The following is a 19,198-nucleotide window of genomic DNA, read 5'->3' as shown; positions in this document are numbered from 1 at the left end:
CCAAATCGATCATCGGCTTTATGCTAACGTTAGCACTACTGGATGGGCTGTGCAGCCGCTCGTGGCTGCCTGGTTGCGGAGGTGTCCGTGCGGATCGTCAGATATGCCGTCGGCTGCGAGCGTTACTACGGAGAATTCGAAGCGGACGGTGCCGGGATCGCGAGATTCGAGGGCGATCCCTTCACCGGACTGTCCCCTGCGGGGTGTATCGACGAACTGGGCGGCGCGGTCATTCTCCCGCCGCTGGAATCGCCACGGATTTTCGGGTTCGCCTACAACTATGCCGCGCACGTCGAGGAGACCGACCGCGATGTTCCGGAGGTTCCCGTGTGCTTCATGAAGCCGAGCACCGCGGTGATCGGACCGGGCGATGCCATCGTCTATCCGGCGGACGGTGAACTGATCCATTTCGAAGGCGAGTTGGTCGTCGTCATCGGAAAGGAAGCCCGTCATGTGGAACCCTCGGAGGCCCATGAGTACATCCTCGGATACACGTGCGGAAACGATGTCAGCGATCGCATTGTGCAGCGCAAGGAGAGCGCGTTCGGAACGCTGCTGATCGGCAAGGGGCAGGACACGTTCGCGCCCCTCGGGCCGGTCATCGCGACCGGACTCGACCCCTCGGACCTGGAGTTGACGACCCGTGTGAACGGAGTTGTCGCGCAGTCCGCGAGCACCGCCGACCTGCTGCTGGCCGTTCCCGACCTCGTCAGCTACCTCAGCCGCTATCTGACGCTGCTGCCCGGAGACGCGATCATGACCGGCACGCCGGCCGGCGTCGGGCCGATCCGGCCCGGCGACGAGGTCGAGGTGGAGATCGAGGGCATCGGCGTGCTGCGCAATCCGGTCGTGGCCGAGAGCCGCTGACTCCGAGCGCCCGCCGGGCGGCGTTCCAAGGGGCCTGCCCACCGCTCGGCGGTGGGCAGGCCCCTTGATGCGGGCGCTGCGCGGCGGGTGGGTCCGTCTAGCGGGCCGCGTTGTTGAACTGCGAGGTGCGGACGAAGGTCAGGGCAGCGACGCCCAGCAGCGGCAGGAGCGTGACCTGGAGCAGTCCGGCCCGGCTCCAGCCGAAGGCGTCCACCAGGGCGGCGAACAGCAGTCCCGAGAACGCGGCGGGTCCGTAGTAGCTCGTGACGAAGAGGCCGGAGGCCCGTCCGATCTGTCCGGGGCGGACGGCCCGCTGCATCGCGCTGTTGGTGTTGGGGTAGACGAAGCCCAACCCGAAGGCGCCCATGAGGAAGGCGAACGCGCACTGCGCGGCGACTCCGGCGTACGTCTCGTAGATGCACACGCTGATGGCGGAGACGGCCAGCAGGCTCACGATCAGCAGATTGCGCTGGTCGAAGCGGTCGCCGAGCCAGCCGCCGAACACGGCCGTCATGCCGCCGAAGCCGAGCAGGCTCATGGCCAGAGCGGCCTGCCCGGCGGTGTAGTGCAGCGAGGTGATGAGGTACGTCGGGTAGAGGCCGAGGAACCCGTAGATGGCCACACCGCTGACGACGGAGTGGACGGCCAGCGCGATGGTGTTGCGGTGATAGGCGGATACCGGCATGTACTCGTGGGTCCTGGTCGAGACGGTCTTGTCGGCGGAGTGCTCGGTCAGGCCGGTCTTCACGAGGAAGAGGGCGGCGGTGGCGATCAGCAGCCCGGCGGTGCCGAACAGGTAGAAGGGCGAGTGCCAGGTGCCGTGCGTGCTCATGAGCCGGACGCCGATGAGCGGGGCGATGAACACGCCGATCGAGTAGCCCACGCCGATGACGCCGAAGGCGAGGCCGCGCCGGTGGGCGAAGAACGCGCCGATCGCCGCGAAGATGGCGGCGGACTGCATGCCCTCGCCGAAACCGGAGACGACCCGGTACACCGTCATGTCGGCGAAGCCGGTCGCCAGTGGCGTGGCTGCCGTGCCGAGGGAGTAGATCACGATGCTGACCAGCAGCACGGTCTTACGGCGGAAGCGGTCCAGGAGATAGCCCGCGGGCAGGCCGGCCAGGGCCATGCCGAGCGTGAAGTTCGTCGCGAGCAGTCCGCCCTGCTCCAGGGAGAAGCCGTACTCGGCACGGATGTTCGGCAGCAGGGGCGGGAAGACCTGCCGGTCCATCGCGTTGACCATGTACGAGAGGACCACCAGCAGAAAGCCCACCCCGGTCATCACGCGGGAAAGGGGGGCTCTGCCGGCTTCCTGGGTTTCTGCGGCGGGCGCCGCACCGGTGTCGACTTGCGCTGCGTGAGTCATGGCGGCTCCTGAGGAGGAAAGTGTCGCGGCAGGCCGCGGCGGATCCGTCGCCGTACGAGGCGTACGGGCGATGACGAGTCGCGGTGAGCTGAACACGGACTCGAGACGCGACGGCGACGCCGTCGGCGATTGGCGGAATGAGGACGACGTGCTGCCGCGCGGTCGGATGCCGCATGCGGAATTCAGCCGTATATCGCCCGTCGGGGGACGTCCGTGGCTATGACGTCTTCGACAGCCGGACACCGTGTGGACACTTGTCGGTCACGCGGTCGGCGCTGGCAGAAACCATGAGGGCGAAGTATTCGACGCGTCAAGACCGAACACCGTATTTCTTCGGTGTACCTCCCATTTTGTGACCGGCCGAGTGGGGAAGGGGGGCGATCGCCCCTTGTCGGGGACCGCTGGTGAGCGGAGTGCGCCGCGCTCTTGACGTGCCGAAGGCCGTGAATGCTATCGTTAGCATCACGTGGCTGTGACAGAGTGATTCGACGTTCCCGGCATCTCGTGACCCGTTCCCCGGACCCACCGCGGCGCCCGCACCGACCACAAGTCGCGAGCGCCTGCGAGACCCGACCCGAGACCAGCGACCTTTCCGCCCCGCCCAGCACGGCCGACGGCCCGACCGGAGACCCCTACGGCCTCCCGTCCGGGCAGCGACCGCACCGGTTCGCCGGGCGTGATCGGGCTCGATGCCCGGCCGTCCGCGGCGGCCGCACGATTCAGCGAGGACGACCTGCCATGAAACCACCGAGCCGCCCCGGCACCGTGCTGCTCACCGACCACGCCTGGCCCGACGACTCCGTCGAGCGATCGGTCATCGAAGAGGCCGGCCACACCCTTGTCACCGGACCTGCCGATCCCGCCCCCGCCGAGGAGATCGACGAACTGGTGGCCGAGCACCGGCCCGCCGGCATCCTCACCTGCTGGGCCCCCGTCTCCGCCACCGCGATCGGCAGCTCGCCGGACCTGCGGATCGTGGCCAGGCTCGGCGTGGGACTCGACAACATCGCCGTCGACACCGCCACCGAGCGCGGCGTGTGGGTCACCAACGTGCCGGACTACTGTGTCGACGAGGTCTCCGACCACGCCGTCGCGATGGTCCTGGCCTGGACACGCGGTCTGGCCGTGGCCGACCGGGAGGTCCGCGCCGGCCGTTGGAACCCCGCCGGGGCCCGCCTGCGCCGGCTGTCCGCGCTGACCTGCGGGGTCGTCGGGTACGGGCGCATCGGACGCGCCACCGTCCGCAAGCTCGGCGCGTTCGGCTGCCGGGTCCTGGCCCATGACCCGTACCCGCCGAAGGACGCCCGGGAGGTCGAGATGGTGGGCCTGCAGGAACTGCTGCGCCGCAGCGACGCGGTGATCCTCCATGTGCCGCTCACCCCCGCCACGCATCACCTCATCGACGCCGGCGAGCTGGCGTCCATGCGGCCCGGCGGGCTGCTGGTCAACGTCAGCCGGGGCGGCCTGGTGGACACCGACGCGGTCGTCGAGGCGCTGGAGACGGGGCACCTGGACGGAGCGGCCTTCGACGTACTGGAATCCGAGCCGCACGTCCCCGCCGGACTGCTTCGGCAGCCGGGCGCGCTGCTCACCCCGCACATCGCCTTCTCCTCCGACGCCTCGGTCACCGAACTGCGCCGCCGCGCCGCCGAGGAGGTCGTGCGGATCCTGTCGGACGAGCCTCCGGCCCACGCCTGCAACACTCCGCACCGTCTGCACACCGGGCCGGGGGTCTCGCGATGAATCGGACCCCCGCGGAGGCGAACCCGGAACCCGCGCTGACCGACTTCCTCATCGCGCACCGGCTCGCCCGAGCCGACGAGGCAGCACACTGGACGCCACTGACCGGCGGCGTCTCGTCCGACCTGTGGCGAGTGGACCTGCCGGGCCGCTCCCTCTGCGTCAAACGCGCCCTGGCCAAGCTGAAGGTCGCCGCCGACTGGCAGGCGCCGGTGTCGCGCAACGCCTACGAATGGGCGTGGATGCGCTTCGCGTCCCGGCACCGCCCGGACAGCGTGCCCGAGCTGCTGGCGCACGATCCCGGTGCCGGCCTCTTCGCGATGGCGTTCCTGCCCCCCGAGCGGTACCCGATGTGGAAGGCACAACTGCTGCGCGGCGAGGTGCGGGTGGCGACCGCGGCCGCCGTCGGAGAACTGCTCGGCCGTCTCCACGCGGCGAGCGCGGGAGAAGCGGCCCTCGCCGCGGAGTTCGCCACCGACGACAACTTCCACGCCCTGCGTATCGAGCCCTACCTGCTCGCGACCGCTGCCGCGCACCCCGACCTGCGCGACATTCTCCAGGCCCTCGCCGACCGTACGGCGGACACGCACCTCGCTCTGGTGCACGGCGACGTCAGCCCCAAGAACATCCTCGTCGGCCCGTCCGGGCCCGTACTGCTGGACGCCGAGTGCGCCTGGTACGGGGACCCGGCCTTCGACCTGTCCTTCTGCGTCAACCATCTGCTGCTCAAGAGCCTGGTGGTGCCGGAGCGCCGGGAGGAACTCCTGCGGTCCGCCCGGGTGCTGGCGGAGGAATACGGCCGGTGCGTCGACTGGGAGCCCCGGCCGGCCCTGGAGTCGCGGGCCGCGTCACTGCTGCCGGCGCTCCTGCTCGCGCGCGTGGACGGCAAGTCCCCGGTCGAGTACCTCGGGGACGAACGGCACCGACTGTTCGTGCGCACCGTGGCATCGGCCCTGCTCCGCGCGCCCGCGTGCGCGGTCGCGGATGTCCTGGACACCTGGGCGACGGCACTCGGAGCCCCGACCGGGGCGGCCGCGACCGACCCGGCTGACTCACCGACCCACCGACCCGTCGACTGACCGCCCGACCGGGCCGGTCGCACGGACCGACGACCGAGGAGAGACGAACATGCGCAGAGTCGTCACCGGCCACGACGAGTGCGGCCGGTCGGTCGTCGTCAGCGACGGCCCCGTCCCACGCAGCCGGGAGTTCACCAGTCTGCCGGGCTGGGTGTCCCGACTGCCCTGGGCCACCGAACCCGGTGAGCCCGTCACCCGGAGCGGAGAGGACCCCACTTCGAAGGTCACCAGCCTGCTTCCGGCGCCCGGCGGCACCCGGTTCGTGATCTTGACCTTCCCGCCGGACAGCGCGATGGCCGACCCGGCGTTCGACCCCGTCGCCTTCGACCGCGAGCAGCGGGCCGATTCACCGGGCATCGCGGACCTCATGGAGCCCGACGGCATGCACACGACGCCGACGGTGGACTACGGCATCGTGCTCCAGGGCGAGATCGTCCTCGAACTCGACGACGGCCGCTGTACGGAGCTCTCGGCAGGAGACCTCGTGATCCAGAACGGCACCCGGCACGGCTGGCGCAACCGCAGCGACCAGCCGGTCACGATGGCCTTCGTTCTGGTCGGCGTGGAAGGCGACGGCTGACGCTGCGCAGGGCTCCGTCGTCACACATCGGCTTCGGGCTCCTGCCGGGACCGTCGTGTCCGGCGAGCCGGGGTCGCGAAGAACGGCGCTTGAACTGCAAGAACGCCGGTAGAACGCCCGGGTTCGGCGGTACCTCCCGTTCCACGGCACATTCCAAAGGAAAATGCCGGAGCCATCGCTTCCGGTCGTTCCTTTCCGTAGCCTCAGGAGTATCTGAACCACCGCGCGCCGCACCGCACTTGATCCGCGTCAGCCGACAACGCGCCGAAGGGGCAACGGTCATGGCCGTCGAGACCGAGGTTCTGAACGAACTGCACCGGCTGCGAACCCGGATACCGGACCTGACGGGGGCGTTGGCGGCCGGTGCCGACGGTCTCGTCCTCGCCGAGGACATGCCGGACGTGCAGCCGGAGGGCCTGGCCGCGCTCACCGCGGCGGCGCTCGGCGTGGGGCGCCGGATGGTCGATCTCGCCGACCGCGGCGAGTTCCGCGAACTGCTGGTGCGCGGCGCCGGGGGCTACCTCGCGACCTACGCGGCCGGGCCGTCGGCCGTCCTGACGCTGCTCGCCGACGACCGGGCCAACGTCGGCCGTCTGCACCTGGAGGGGCGGCGCGGCGGCGCGCGCATCGCCGAGCTGCTGGCGGCGCGGTCCATGGACGACGGGCCCGTCGTCCATGGCGGCGAGCCACCGGCTCCGCAGTTCCGCGGCCGGATCCTCGGCGCTCTGCCCATACGCATCCCGCCGCAGTCCCGATACGAGCCCTGACGGACTCCGGAGGGCTCCGGAGGGCTGCGCAGGACTCCGGCGGACTGTGGCGGACTCCGTCGGGAGCGCCTACGACCCGGTGGCCCGGCCGCGGCGTCCGGCGACCCCGCGTCGTCGGCCGCCACTCCGTTCCGGGCCCGCCCCCGCTCCCGACGAGGGAGCGCTGAACCCGCCGGGTACGAGACGCGGTGGCCCCACGGTCGGCGTCGCCGGCCCGGAGGGTGCCGGACCCGTGCCCGCTCCCCGGCCCGCCTCCGTGCCCGGTGCCGGGTCCGGGTCCGGAACGCGGGGCGGTGGTGGCGCCGCACGGGTCAGTACGCGCGCGTGGGGCAGCAACGGGGCGCAGGCGGCGCAGACTTCGCTGAGGGTCCACACCTGGCCGACCGCCGGGTCGTGCCGCAGGACGAGGACGACGGAGCCCGCGCAGGCGACCCGGGTGCCCTCGTGCAGCGCGCACCGCTGGCGACGGCACCAGCAGGCGGCGTCGTGGTGCACCGCCGCCGCTCTGGCGTGCGCGGCCGCGTGGGCCACCGCGAAGCGGCGCAGGGCCGCGATGTCCCGGGAGCGCGGCGGCATCACGCACGGCGAGGAGCAGGTGACCGACGCGGTGCGGTCCCGGTGCCCGACCACACGGATCGTCCAGCAGCGGCCCGGACGGCGGGCCGATGGGGCGTCAGGGTACATAAGAGCCAAAGCACATGTCCTTCGTGGGGGAGGGCGATGAGCGAGTGGGGGAGCGGTCCGGGAGTGGTCCCGCACGGCCCGGCGGAAGTGACCTCGCTCACAGCATGCCCGGGGCCCCCGCGGACCATTCACGCTGTGCCCTTCCGGCCGACGCACCGCCTGTCGGTCCGTACCCCTAAGCTCCCTCCATGAGCACAGCGGAACCCCACAGACGCGTCGTCGACGGCCGTTTCGAGCTGGTCGGGCGACTCGGCGGCGGAGGCATGGGCCTGGTGTGGCGGGCCCACGACCTGGCGCTGCGTCGGGACGTGGCCGTGAAGGAGGTGCGGCCCCCGGACCCGGATCTCGCCGAGTACGACCCCGAGGGCGCCCGGACGCTGCGTGAGCGCGTCCTGCGCGAGGCCCGCGCGCTGGCCCGCGTCCACCACCCCAACGTTGTGACGATCCACCACATCGTCGACGGCGGCGAGAACACGTATCCGTGGATCGTGATGGAACTGGTCGAGGGCGGTTCCCTCCAGGACCGGCTCGACCGGGGCGTGATGACGCCGGCCGAGGCCGCGCGCCTGGGCCGCGAGGTGCTGTCCGCGCTGCGCGCCGCGCACGCCGTCGGCATCGAGCACCGCGATGTGAAGCCCGCCAACGTCCTGCTCCGCCCCGACGGGCGGCCCGTGCTCACCGACTTCGGTATCGCCGCCGTCCGCGAGTCCGCCAGTCTCACCGCCACCGGCGCCGTCATCGGCTCACCCGACTTCATGGCGCCGGAACGGGTCAGCGGCAAGGAGGGCGGTCCCGCCGCCGACCTCTGGTCGCTGGGGATGCTGCTGTACGTCGCCGTGGAGGGCCACCATCCGCTGCGCAGGGCGAGCACGCTCGCCACGCTGGCCGCCGTGCTCGGCGAGGACGTGCCCGAACCGCGCCGGGCCGGGCCGCTGACCGGTGTCCTCAAGGCGCTGCTCGTGCGCGACCCGCAGGCCCGCCCCGACGCGGCGGAGGTCGACCGGATGCTCGCGGCCGTGACCGGGGACGCGCCCGGCCCGTCGCAGCCGGCGCCGGCATCGGTGCCGCACGCCCCGCCGACCTCCTACCCGCTCGCCCCGCCCGCCGCCGCAGGCGTCACCCCCGCCCCGCCGCACACCACCGCCCCGACCCGAGGACGCCGGACCCGTGGCAAGGCCGTCACCGGAGCCGTCCTCGGCACGGCCCTGACGGGCGTGCTGGTGTGGACGCTGCTCCCGAACACCGACGACGGCGGCACCGGCGGTGCGGCCACGCCGAAGCCGTCCGTGTCGCAGAGCGCCCGGCAGACGTCCTCCGGCGGGCCCTCGGGCGGGTCCTCGGGCGGCTCGTCCGGCGGGGTCGCCGCCGCGGAGAAGGTCGACCTGCTCAGCGAGAAGGGCCTCAGGACGGCCGTGGCGAAGCTGACCGCCGTCATGGGCGGGACGAAGGTCACCAGCCTTGTGGTGTACGGGGAGTACGCCATCGCCGACGCCCCCGTCGCCGGTCACCCGAAGCTCTACGACCGGTACATGTACCGGGGCGGCGACGTGGCGGTGAAGGACGGGCCGGGCGGCACCGTCATGACCGGCGCGATCCCCGTCGACCTGCACGTCTACGACTGGGACGCCGTGCCCGCGTTGCTCGCCAGGGCCACCGAGGTCCTGGGCGTCGCCGAGCCGACGAGCCGGTACCTGGTGATCAACCCGGGCTCCACCATCTTCGACACCGGGCCGACGATGAGCGTCTATCTGTCCGACGACTACGGCAGCGCCTACCTCAGGGCCGATGTGCGGGCCCGGGTGATCGAGACCCACCCGCGCGACGACGGCTGACTCCCGGCCGCCGGCTTGCGCTGTCCGCGCTATTCGCGGGTGAAGGTGCCCAGGCCGGTCTCGTCGAACGCCTCCACGGTCACCCGGGTCGCCTTGCCGTCGCGGTCGCCGTGGAAGGTGACGCCGGACAGTCCGACGGCGTTCTCGCCGACCGTCCGGAAGCTGAACGTGTCGCCGTCGTAGTGGGTCAGCCGGAACGTCGTCGGCTTCGGGCCCAGCCGCATGGTCAGTTCGCCGCCGGACGAGGCGACGGTCAGCGGACCGTAGAAGCTGTTGGCGTACGTCCCGGTGTAGGCCGCGTCGGGGCGGGCGGCGGCCGCGTCGGCGGGCCGGGTGGAGTAGTCGGTGGGCGAGACCTCCGCCTGTTCCTGCTGTGCGTAGACCTTCCCGATCAGGTCGAGCCAGTCTGCCGTGGTCTTCCCGTGCTGGGCGGTGTCGAAGAAGCTCTCCGCGATGGCGTCGGGAAGCCCGATCGGCTTGCCGTTGGTGAGGACCACGATGCCCAGTCGCTCCGCGGGAAGCATGGTGACGTTGGTGTTCGCGCCGAGGGCGAAGGCGCCCGAGTGGCTCAGACGCAGGCGGCCCAGGTCGTCGTAGCTGACGTTCCAGCCGAGGCCGTAGAAGCCCGTGCGGCCGGCCGGCGTCTGCGGGGGGTTGGAGACGATCGCGGGGAGGTGGGTGCGCTCGAGCTGCGCGGCCGGGATGATCTGCTCGCCGTCGAGCTTGCCGTTCGCCAGCTGGAGGCGCAGCCAGCGGGACATGTCACGGGCGGAGGAACTGGCGCCGCCCGCCGGGGACTGGGCGTCGGCGTCGCGCACGAACTGGGCCCGCCAGGTGCCGTCGGGGGCCTTCACATGCAGGTCGGCCCGGTTCTTCGCGGCCTCGTAGTCGGCGAAGAGGGAGCTGGTGGAGTCCATCCCGGCGGGCTTGTACAGGGTGTCCTCGGAGAGCTTCTCCCAGGTCGTGCCCTCGGCGTCCGCGACCGCCTGACCGGCCGCCGTCGGGCCGTAGTTGGTGTAGGCGTAGGAGGCGCGGAACGGGGCCAGGGGCTCGTACCGGAGGTGGCTGAGGATGTAGTCGCGGTCGTAGCCGAGGTCCTCCAGCAGATCGCCCGAGTGGTCGGGCAGGCCGCTGCGGTGGGCGAACAGATCGGCCACCGTGACGTTCCGCGTCACCCACGGGTCCTTGAGGGCGAAGCCGGGCAGATGGGCGGCCACGGGGTCGTCCCAGCCGATCTTCTCGTCGCCCTCGCCCTCGCCCTCGCCTTCGCCCTCGCCCACCGCTCCGGCGACGACGGTCGACGCCAGCGGCTTGGACAGTGACGCCAGCTCGAACACCGTGTCGGGGTCGATCCGGGCGGACCGGCCTTCGTGGCGGACGCCGAAGCCCTTCAGGTACACGACCCGGTCCTTGTACACGACGGCGACCGCGACCCCGGGCACGCCCGTCCGCTCCATTCCGTCCCGCACGATCCCGTCGAGCTTCCCCACGGCCGCGTTCACCTCCGCCGCCGTCAGCTGCGCAGGCGGCTGGGGCGGGGGAGCGGCGGCGAGGACACCGGGGACGAGCAGGAGTGCGGCCACCGCCAGGGCGGCCGGGGCCTTCGCCCGGTGGCGTGTTGTCGTCTGCCGAACACCCATGCAGACCATTGAACGCCTCGCCAGGAACGGTGTCCTGCCGAGGTGCGTGCACGACTCGGTGTATCGCCGTGCTGAATATATCGGAAGCCGATATATTCAGTCCTATGGCATCGAGGAGCATGACCCAGGCCGCCTTCTTCGTGCTGACGGCCCTCGCAGACCAGCCCCGGCACGGCTACGGCATCCTGCGCGAGATAGAGGAACTCTCCGACGGCGAGGTGCGGTTGAGGGTCGGCACGCTGTACGGCGTGCTCGACCGGCTCAGCGCCGACGGGCTCATCGCGCTAGACCGCGAGGAGGTCCAGCAGGGCCGGCTCAGGCGCTACTACCGCGTCACCGACGAGGGGGTCGATGCCCTCGTCGCGGAGGCCGACCGCATGGCGGCCGGAGCCGAGGCGGCCAGGCGCCGCATCGCCGAGGGCCGCCGCGCCCCCGGAACCGTCACCCCGCCCGCCCCCGGGCCCGGACTCGACGGAGGTCTGGCATGACGACCGGTATGACGCCCGGCACGCCCACCCTGCTCGCAGGGCGCTACCGCACCGCCCTGCGCCTGCTGCCCGCGTGGTGGCCCGATGCCGCAAAGTAGGCAGGAATCTCCCCGCTTCAGCCGGGAGAGCACTCCACCTGTGGGACACCGACCATCGCGCGCTGGCGAGCATCGCCGCCCCCCCCGCGCGGCCGTGCCTCAGTGCGGGAAGGCGCGCGGCTGGCGCAGGAGGGGGAGTTCGTCGCGGAACTCCTCGATGCGGGAGCTGATCTGCCGCATCAGGACGGTGTCGGCGAGGCGGTCGAGGTAGAGGTTGTGACGGGCCAGGCCGGGCGCGTCGACGCAGAAGTACAGCGCCATGAGCGGATTGACGAACAGTTCGCTGTCCTTGGTCCGCTCGGTGAACCGCACGTTGCCGAAGGCGCCGCGCACGGCGGCGGCGACGGAGCCGTTGACGATGCTCGGGTGGCCCGGGGTGTGGGCCTGGGCGTCGGCCACGGCGTCCAGGTAGAGGGCCCCCTCGGGGCTCTGGTGCGACAGGGAGAACGCGCCGAGGTAGGCACCCTCGCGGTCCAGCGCGGCCAGGTTCTCCAGGACGAGGGAGTGGTTCACCCCGTGGTGGGCGTCCACGCCGAAGCCGAGACAGGCCACCAGCCGGTGGGGGACGTCGTCGAGGCTCTGTACGGCGGCGAGGCTGGCCATGTCCTCCTCGGGCGTGCCCAGTCCGTGCTCGTCGCCGCGCATCAGGATGTCGGTCCCGCCGTCCACCAGGACGACGGCGTCCACCCCGCCCAGGTGGTCGAGGAGCGCCCGGTAGGCGGCTCGCAGGGGTTCCACTCCGGTGCGCGGGAAGGCGTACACCGTGGCGGGGAGGTCGTTCCGGTCGAGCCAGCGGGCCAGGGTGCGCTCGGGGAAGTAGTCGCCGCGGGTGGGGATGTCGGGGCGGATGGCCGCGACGTCGGGCTGGAGCCAGACCTCGGAGGGCAGCCCGTACAGGTCGGCGAAGGAGAGGTTGGCCAGATGGACCTCCTTGCCCGCCGAGCGCAGGGCGAGCGCCAGCGGAAGGCCCGCGTACACGTCGAAACCGCCGCCCGCACCGGCGATCAGCACCCGGCGCGCGTCGCGCAGCCGGGTGAAGAGGGGAGGCTCATGGAGGGTGAACACCCCGGGACGCTAACAGGCGTCGATCGCGCGGCCCAACAGGATTACGTCAACCACCTTGCACCGTCGGTGAGTTGGGGTTCGGCCGACCGTGGCCGGAGTGGCCCGACACGGCGACCGAACCCCGCGTCCGGGACTACGCGCCGCTCTCCCGCAGCATGTCCTCACGCTCGACGATCTTCACGCGCTCGCGGCCCTGCGGCTCGCCCAGCGCCTTCTCGGCGGCGTCCAGCTTGTACCAGCCCTCCCAGGTGGTGAAGCGGACGTCGCGCTCGGCGAGGAACGTCTCCACGGCCTCCGGCTCGGGCGAGGCGGGCGTGTGCAGACGGCCGTTCGCGTGGTCGTCCAGCAGGTTCGACACCGTCTCGTTGGCGTCGCCCTTGGTGTGGCCGATGAGGCCGACCGGGCCGCGGCGGATCCAGCCGGTGACGTACGTCGACTGCAGGTGCTCGCCGGACTCCTCTATGACGCGGCCGCCCTCGTCCGGGACCGTGCCCGAGTCGAGGTCCCAGGGCAGCTTGGGGAGCTTGTCGGAGAGGTAGCCGACGGCGCGGTAGATCGCCGTGACGTCCCAGTCCTTGAACTCGCCGGTGCCCTTGACGTTGCCGGTGCCGTCGAGGGCGGTGCGCTCGGTGCGCAGACCGACGACCTTGCCGTCCTCGCCGAGGATCTCGGCCGGCGACTCGAAGAAGTGCAGGAACAGCTTGTGCGGGCGGTCGCCGACGTCGCGGATCGCCCAGTTCTCCAGCGTCTTGGCGACCATGTCGGCCTGCTTGTTGCCGCGCCGCGTGGCGATCGAGCCGTCGTCGTAGTCGATGTCCTCGGGGTCGACGATGACCTCGATGGTGGGGGAGTGGTCGAGCTCGCGCAGCTCCATCGGGGAGAACTTCGCCTGCGCCGGGCCACGGCGGCCGAAGACGTGGATCTCCAGTGCCTTGTTGGCCTTCAGACCCTCGTAGACGTTGGCCGGGATCTCCGTCGGCAGCAGCTCGTCCGCCGTCTTGGCCAGGACGCGGGCCACGTCGAGGGCGACGTTGCCGACTCCCAGGACCGCGACCTTCTCGGCCTCCAGGGGCCAGGTGCGCGGCACGTCCGGGTGGCCGTCGTACCAGGAGACGAAGTCCGCGGCGCCGTAGGAGCCGTCGAGCTCGATGCCGGGGATCGACATGTCGCGGTCGGCCGTCGCGCCGGTCGAGAAGACCACCGCGTCGTAGAAGGCGCGCAGGTCGTCCAGGCTGATGTCGGTGGGGTAGTCGACGTTGCCGAAGAGGCGGATCTGCGGCTTGTCGAGGACCTGGTGCAGGGCGTTGACGATGCCCTTGATGCGGGGGTGGTCCGGGGCGACGCCGTAGCGGATCAGGCCGAACGGGGCCGGCATGCGCTCGAAGAGGTCGATGGAGACACCCGGGTCGGCGGCCACATCGGACTTGAGCAGCGCGTCGGCGGCGTAGATCCCGGCGGGGCCGGCTCCGACAATGGCTACCCGCAGGGGGCGGGGCATGATCAGGTTCCCTTCGAGTGGCGACAGATCGACTCGGGGGAAGCCTAAACTAAGGCAAACCTTACCCGGTACGCGGGTCCGGTCTATGGACTCATAAGCATCATTTATGAGTGGAGCGGCGGCCGACTCGCCTCACGGCAGCGGCTGTTCGGCCCAGATGACCTTGCCCTTGGCGGTGTAACGGGTGCCCCAGCGGTCGGTCAGCTGCGCCACGAGGAACAGCCCGCGGCCCCCCTCGTCGGTCATGGCCGCGTACCGCAGATGCGGTGAGGTGCTGCTGCTGTCGGCGACCTCGCAGATCAGGGTGCGGTCGCGCAGCAGCCGGACGCGCACCGGGGCGCTGCCGTAGCGGATCGCGTTGGTGACCAGTTCGCTCAGGATCAGTTCCGTCGTGAAGGACAGGTCCTCCAGGTCCCAGCGCGCCAGCTGCCGCACCACGGCCGCCCGCACCTCGCCGACCGCCGCCGGGTCCACCGGCACGTCCCACTCCGCGACCCGGTCGGCACCCAGCGCCCGGGTACGCGCGACGATCAGCGCGATGTCGTCGTTGGGGCGGGGCGGCAGAAGGGCGTCCAGGACGGCCTGGCAGGTCCCCTCGGGCGGACCGTCGGAGCCCCGCTCCAGGGCGGTGCGCAGCAGCTCCAGACCGGTGTCGATGTCCCGTTCCCGGTCCTCCACCAGCCCGTCGGTGTACAGCACCAGCGAGCTGCCCTCGGCCAGCTCCAGCTCGACCGTCTCGAACGGCAGCCCGCCCAGTCCGAGCGGCAGTCCGGCGGGCACCTCGAGGTACTCGACCCGGCCGTCGGGGTGCACCAGCGCCGGCGGCGGATGGCCGGCCCGGGCGATCGTGCAGCGCCGGGAGACCGGGTCGTAGATGGCGTACAGACAGGTCGCCCCGGAGACGGCCGCGTCGGTGCCGTCGTCCGCCTCGTCCTGGTCGATACGGGCCACCAGCTCGTCCAGCAGACCGAGGAGTTCCTCCGGGGCCAGATCCAGGGCGGAGAAGTTGTGCACCGCGGTCCGCAGCCGGCCCATGGTGGCCGCCGCGTGCAGCCCGTGGCCCACCACGTCACCGACGACGAGGGCGACCCGGGCCCCGGACAGGGGCAGCACGTCGAACCAGTCGCCGCCCACACCCGCCTGCGCCGGCAGATAGCGGTAGGCGATGTCCAGGGCGTTCTGTTCCGGCAGGGTGCGCGGCAGCAGGCTGCGCTGGAGGGTGACCGCCATGCCGTGCTCGCGGGTGAACCGGCGCGCGTTGTCGATGGAGATCGCGGCCCGCGCCACCAGCTCCTCCGCGAGCACCACCTCGTCCGGGTCGAACGGATCCGGCCGTTCCGAACGCCAGAAACTGACCACGCCCAGAATCAGGGACCCCGCCCGCACGGGCACGGTGATCAGTGAGTGGATGCCGAACTCCACGACCTGCTCGGTCCGTTCGAGGTCCTGGGCGCGCCAGCCCGGCGCCTCGGCGAGACGGGCCTCCAGGACCGCCCGCGCCTCGCCGAGACTGTGGGCCTGCGGGGCGGAGTCCACGAACCGGATCCGCTCGCCCACCGCGTACAGCGGCGCGCCCTTGCGGATCGCGCTGACCGCCGTGCGGCGCAGCGTGCCCCGGGCCCCCGGCTCCTCGCCCTGAAGGACGGCGTCGAACAGATCCACGGACGCGAAGTCCGCGAACCGCGGCACGGCCAGCTCCGTCAGCTCCTCGGCGGTCCTGGTGACGTCCAGGCTGGTCCCGATGGCCACGCCGGCCGCGTACAGCATGTCCAGGCGCTCGCGGGTCGCCTCCGCCCGGCCCGACAGGGCGCGCAGCTCCGTGGAGTCGCGCAGGGTGGCGACGCTGCCCGCCGGTCCGCCCGCCAGGTCGGTGGGCCGCTGGTTGATCGCCAGCAGCCGCTCCCCGACCAGGTGCACCTCGTCGGTGACCATCCGTCCGGAGGCCAGCAGTTCGGCGGTGTCCCGGTCGAGTCCCAGATCGAGGACCTGGCGCCGTTCGGCGTCCGGGGGCAGGTCGAGCAGGCGTTGCGCCTCGTCGTTGGCGAGCAGCAGGTCGCCCTCGCCGCCGACGATGATCACCCCTTCCCGTACGGAGTGCAGGACGGCGTCGTGGTGCTCGTACATCCGGGTCATCTCGCGCGGTCCCAGGCCGTGGGTCTGGCGCAGCAGACGGCGGCTGACCAGCGCCGTGCTCGCCGTGGCCAGCGCGAGGGCGACCGCGGCGCTGCCGAGGACGAGCGGCAGCTGCCGGTCGGCGTTGCCGCCGACGTGCGCGGTGGTGATCCCGGACGACACCAGCCCGACCACGGTCCCGTCGGCCGTCTTCACCGGTACCACCGCCTGGACCAGCCGGCCGATGGTCCCGTTGACCTCCTCGACCACGATCCCGCCGTCCAGCGCCGGCTGGATGTTCCCGACGAACTTCTTGCCGATGCGGTCCGGCTTGGGATGCGTGTAGCGGATGCCCTCGGTGTTCATGACGACGAGGAAGTCCATGTCGGACGCCTCGCGGGCGGCCTCGGCCTTGGGCTGGAGCACGGCCGTCGGGTCGGGGGCGTTCAACGCCTCGACGATGCCCGGCGAGTTGGCGAAGGTCTGCGCGACCGCGACGGAGCGGTTGCGGGCCTCCTGGGTGGTGTCGTGACGCACCTGGAGCAGCAGCGCCACCACGGCGGCCACGACCAGCAGCAGCACGATGACCACTTGGAGGACGAACACCTGCGCGGCGAGACTGCGCCCGCCCAGTGCGGACTCAGGCGTACGCCGGACCCGTGGGCCCCGGGGACGACGGGCCGGCCGGGCATCCGAGCGCCCCAGGAGTCGGACCATGTGCCATGTCTACACTGCCGGGCCGCGCGAGGCGAGAGTCGTCACGCACGGTCACGGACCGTGTCCCGCACGCTTGCCGTGAGTGACTTCGGCCGCCCGCCGGGTGGCCAGCAGCAGCGCGATGTCGTCCGCCCTGTCCGCGGCCTGCCGGGCCGTCGCGGTGAGCAGGTCGGCGACGTCCGCGAGGGAACGGCCGGTACGAGCCTCGGCCGCGGGTCCGGCGGCGCCGGTCTCGGCCGGAGGGCGCCTGGACCCCGCCCCGGCCAGGGCCCGGCGCAGATCCGTGATGCCGTCGTCGATGTCGTGGCCCGGCCGCTCGACCAGCCCGTCCGTGTAGAGGGCGAGGATCGCGCCCGGCTCCAGTCGCAGCTCCGTCACCGGGTAATGGGCGCGCGGGTCCACCCCGAGCACCACGCCGCCGGGCAGTTCCACGACCTCGGTTCGGCCGTCGGGGTGGCGCAGCAGCGGCGGCAGGTGCCCGGCGCGGACCGCCCGGGCCAGACCGGTGGCCGGGTCGAGCCGGACGTAGCAGCAACTGGCGAACTGGCCGGGGTCCAGGTCGATGAGGAGGTGGTTCGTGCCGCCCATGACCTCCTCGGGCGGCCGGTCGCCCAGCGCGAACGCCCGCACCGCGCTGCGCAGCTGTCCCATGGTGGCCGCCGCCTGCACGCCGTGCCCCTGCACGTCCCCGATGACCAGGGCCAGCCCGTCCCCGGCCTCCACGACGTCGTACCAGTCGCCGCCCACGTCCATGCCCTCGGTACCCGGCAGATAGCGTCCCGCGGTCTCCACGCGCGCGTGCTGCGACAGCCGCCGGGGGAGCAGGGCCTGCTGGAGCCCTCGGGCGAGGGCGGCCTCGGTGTCGTAGCGCTGCGCCTTCTCCATCGCGTGGGCGATCAGCCCGGCGAGCGCGGTCAGCACCGTGCGTTCCTCGGAGCTGAAACTGCGTGAGCGGTCGAAGCCGAGGATGCACGAGCCGACCGGGCGGCCCGAGGCGATCAGCGGGAGGAAGGCGCGCGCGCCCTCCGACGCGTCGAGGTCGATGCCCGGATAGGCGTCCGCCAGCTGCTGCATCGAGTCGAAGAAGAGCGGCCGGCCCGTGGTGAGGGTCTCCACACCGGGCAGCCGGGTGTCGAGGCCCACCCCTTCGAAGGGGGCCAGGAAGCCTTCGGGGAAACCGGACTCCCACGCCAGGTACAGATGCCTCTCCTGGAGCAGGTAGATGGCCAGCCGACGGCTGCCGAACGCGGGCAGCAGCTCCTGCATCACCACCGCCGACACCTGGCGGGCGGTCACGGCCTCCGTCAGCGCGATGGCCAGGACGATGGGCCGGTAGAGCGGGGTGGTCGAGGCGGCGGTGCCGGACGCGGGGGCGTCCGTCTCCGGGGGCTCGGGGGCCGTCTCGTTCGGCACGCGGTTCGCCGGGACCGCCTTGCAGGTGACGAGATCCGCGCCCGGGTACAGGGACATGCTCAGCCAGTCCCCCTCGTACGGCCGCGGGACGAAGGAGGGGTCGGTCGGGACGGGAAGCCGCACATGGAAGTGCGCGGGCTCCGGCGACAGCAGGGCGCCGCGCAGGTGCTCCTCGACCGTGGGCTGGTTCAGCCACGGCACGGCCTCCCACAGCGACCGGCCGACCAGCCCGTCCCGCGGCACGCCCAAAAGGTGCCCGGCCCGCGCGTTGGCGTAGACGACGAGCCCCAGCCGGTCGAGACAGAACACCCCCTCCGGGAGGAGGTCGGCGGCTCCGTCGGCCAGGGCGCCCGGGCCCGGATCGAGGAGGACGCCGGCGATGGGGCGGGGCAGGGCGGAGGACGCGGCGGTGGCATCGCCCGGGTCGGTCGCCACGCCCGTCGCATCCCACAGTTCGAGGAGCCGCAGTCCGCCCTCGGTGGTGCGCACCTGGAGCGGCAGCGGCGGCGGCCGGCCCCGGGCCGTCCGGTGCAGCAGGCCCGGCAGCCGGTGGGCGTCCGTCGGGTCGACGGCCCGGGCCAGGGCTTCCAGCGTGCCCGGGAACTCGTCCGGGGGCAGACCGAGCAGGGTGCGTGCCTGCTCGTCGAGTGTGACGACGTCGGTCGCCGGGTCCCAGGAGAACCGCCCGACGCGCCCCGGGGCCGGTCCGGCGGCCGGCGGCCGTACGCACAGCGGCTCCTCGTCCCAGGTGACGTCACCGCCGTCAGCCCCGAGCCGCAGCAGGGCCGCTCCCAGGTCGTCCGCCACCGCCGTCAGCCGCTCCCGCTCCGCCTGCACCTCCGCCGCGTCGGCCGCCGCCGGGCGCAGGACGGCCAGCACCCCGAAGGACCGCCCGTCCGCGACGACGGGCACGTAGAGCGAACCGAACTGGAAGGGCAGGCCCGCCGCGAGCTGCGCATAGTGACGCATCATCTCGGTGGCGTTGGCCAGCACCACCGGAACGCCCGTCCGGTACACGTCGGCCACCGGGAACGGCCGGTCCATGTGCACCCGCCACCAGGGGCGGAACAGCGGACCGGGCAGCCCCGCGAGGACCGCGAGGCGCAGCAGCCGGGAGGTGGTCGAACACAGGTACACGCCACCGGTGTGGCCGCCCGTCGCCCGCAGCGCGTCCGCCACGGCCCCGGTCAGCAGCGCGGGCGGTGGCCCGGACGGCTTCCGCTCGTTTCCGGCGCTCCCAGTCATTCGGCCC

At 72.2% G+C, this 19,198-nt stretch carries 14 protein-coding genes; 7 read left to right on the top strand and 7 right to left on the bottom strand.

What is annotated here, in order from left to right; all coding sequences use genetic code 11:
* Window positions 1–87 precede the first annotated feature (87 nt).
* Window positions 88–867: a fumarylacetoacetate hydrolase family protein gene (locus tag OG933_RS04690; protein ID WP_362522080.1), complete on the top strand. Its 780-nt coding sequence runs from the start codon at window positions 88–90 to the stop codon at window positions 865–867.
* Between the two features lie 97 nt (window positions 868–964).
* Here OG933_RS04690 and OG933_RS04685 read toward each other — a convergent pair whose 3' ends face one another.
* Complete coding sequence (locus OG933_RS04685; protein WP_405625521.1) at window positions 965–2,233, bottom strand: MFS transporter; 1,269 nt, start codon at window positions 2,231–2,233, stop codon at window positions 965–967.
* Between the two features lie 738 nt (window positions 2,234–2,971).
* Here OG933_RS04685 and OG933_RS04680 point away from each other — a divergent pair.
* The 4 genes from OG933_RS04680 (at window position 2,972) to OG933_RS04665 (ending at window position 6,399) form a co-directional block, all read left to right on the top strand.
* Complete coding sequence (locus OG933_RS04680) at window positions 2,972–3,976, top strand: C-terminal binding protein (protein ID WP_405625519.1); 1,005 nt, start codon at window positions 2,972–2,974, stop codon at window positions 3,974–3,976.
* Window positions 3,973–5,052 carry a phosphotransferase family protein gene (locus OG933_RS04675; RefSeq protein WP_405625518.1) on the top strand — a complete coding sequence of 360 codons (1,080 nt, stop codon included), beginning with the start codon at window positions 3,973–3,975 and terminating at the stop codon, window positions 5,050–5,052. The genes OG933_RS04680 and OG933_RS04675 overlap by 4 nt, the downstream gene beginning before the upstream one ends.
* A 49-nt stretch (window positions 5,053–5,101) precedes the next feature.
* A complete protein-coding gene (locus OG933_RS04670) occupies window positions 5,102–5,632 on the top strand; it encodes a cupin domain-containing protein (RefSeq protein WP_405625516.1) in 531 nt (176 codons plus the stop codon).
* Window positions 5,633–5,913: 281 nt separating this feature from the next.
* Window positions 5,914–6,399 (top strand): roadblock/LC7 domain-containing protein, encoded by a 486-nt coding sequence (locus OG933_RS04665; RefSeq protein ID WP_405625514.1) that lies wholly within the window; start codon window positions 5,914–5,916, stop codon window positions 6,397–6,399.
* Between the two features lie 69 nt (window positions 6,400–6,468).
* On the opposite strand, the gene OG933_RS04660 is transcribed toward OG933_RS04665, so the two are convergent.
* Window positions 6,469–7,029: a hypothetical protein gene (locus OG933_RS04660; protein ID WP_362522070.1), complete on the bottom strand. Its 561-nt coding sequence runs from the start codon at window positions 7,027–7,029 to the stop codon at window positions 6,469–6,471.
* Between the two features lie 242 nt (window positions 7,030–7,271).
* On the opposite strand from OG933_RS04660, the gene OG933_RS04655 reads away from it, so the two are divergent.
* On the top strand, window positions 7,272–8,915 hold the full coding sequence (locus OG933_RS04655; protein WP_405625513.1) for a protein kinase domain-containing protein: 1,644 nt from the start codon (window positions 7,272–7,274) through the stop codon (window positions 8,913–8,915).
* A gap of 29 nt (window positions 8,916–8,944) precedes the next feature.
* Here OG933_RS04655 and OG933_RS04650 read toward each other — a convergent pair whose 3' ends face one another.
* Entirely contained in the window at window positions 8,945–10,564 is a 1,620-nt protein-coding gene (locus tag OG933_RS04650) for a serine hydrolase (protein ID WP_405625512.1), read from the bottom strand.
* Between the two features lie 110 nt (window positions 10,565–10,674).
* Between OG933_RS04650 and OG933_RS04645 the strand changes: the two genes are divergently transcribed.
* Complete coding sequence (locus OG933_RS04645) at window positions 10,675–11,043, top strand: PadR family transcriptional regulator (protein WP_405633236.1); 369 nt, start codon at window positions 10,675–10,677, stop codon at window positions 11,041–11,043.
* Between the two features lie 197 nt (window positions 11,044–11,240).
* Here the strand turns inward: OG933_RS04645 and OG933_RS04640 are convergent, their stop codons facing one another.
* The 4 genes from OG933_RS04640 to OG933_RS04625 form a co-directional block, all read right to left on the bottom strand.
* Window positions 11,241–12,206, bottom strand: coding sequence for a DUF1152 domain-containing protein (locus OG933_RS04640; RefSeq protein ID WP_362522065.1), 966 nt, complete (start codon window positions 12,204–12,206; stop codon window positions 11,241–11,243).
* A gap of 133 nt (window positions 12,207–12,339) precedes the next feature.
* Window positions 12,340–13,704, bottom strand: a complete 1,365-nt coding sequence (locus tag OG933_RS04635; RefSeq protein ID WP_020129625.1) for an FAD-dependent oxidoreductase — start codon at window positions 13,702–13,704, stop codon at window positions 12,340–12,342.
* Between the two features lie 132 nt (window positions 13,705–13,836).
* Window positions 13,837–16,533, bottom strand: coding sequence for a SpoIIE family protein phosphatase (locus OG933_RS04630; protein WP_362522062.1), 2,697 nt, complete (start codon window positions 16,531–16,533; stop codon window positions 13,837–13,839).
* 51 nt (window positions 16,534–16,584) lie between these two features.
* Window positions 16,585–19,191: a SpoIIE family protein phosphatase gene (locus OG933_RS04625; protein ID WP_362522060.1), complete on the bottom strand. Its 2,607-nt coding sequence runs from the start codon at window positions 19,189–19,191 to the stop codon at window positions 16,585–16,587.
* Between the last annotated feature and the right edge of the window lie 7 nt (window positions 19,192–19,198).

Source organism: Streptomyces sp. NBC_00016 (assembly GCF_045040885.1).
Lineage (GTDB): Bacteria > Actinomycetota > Actinomycetes > Streptomycetales > Streptomycetaceae > Streptomyces > Streptomyces coriariae.
Note: the sequence above shows the minus strand (reverse complement) of the source record. Positions and strands in the feature narration are given on the sequence as shown.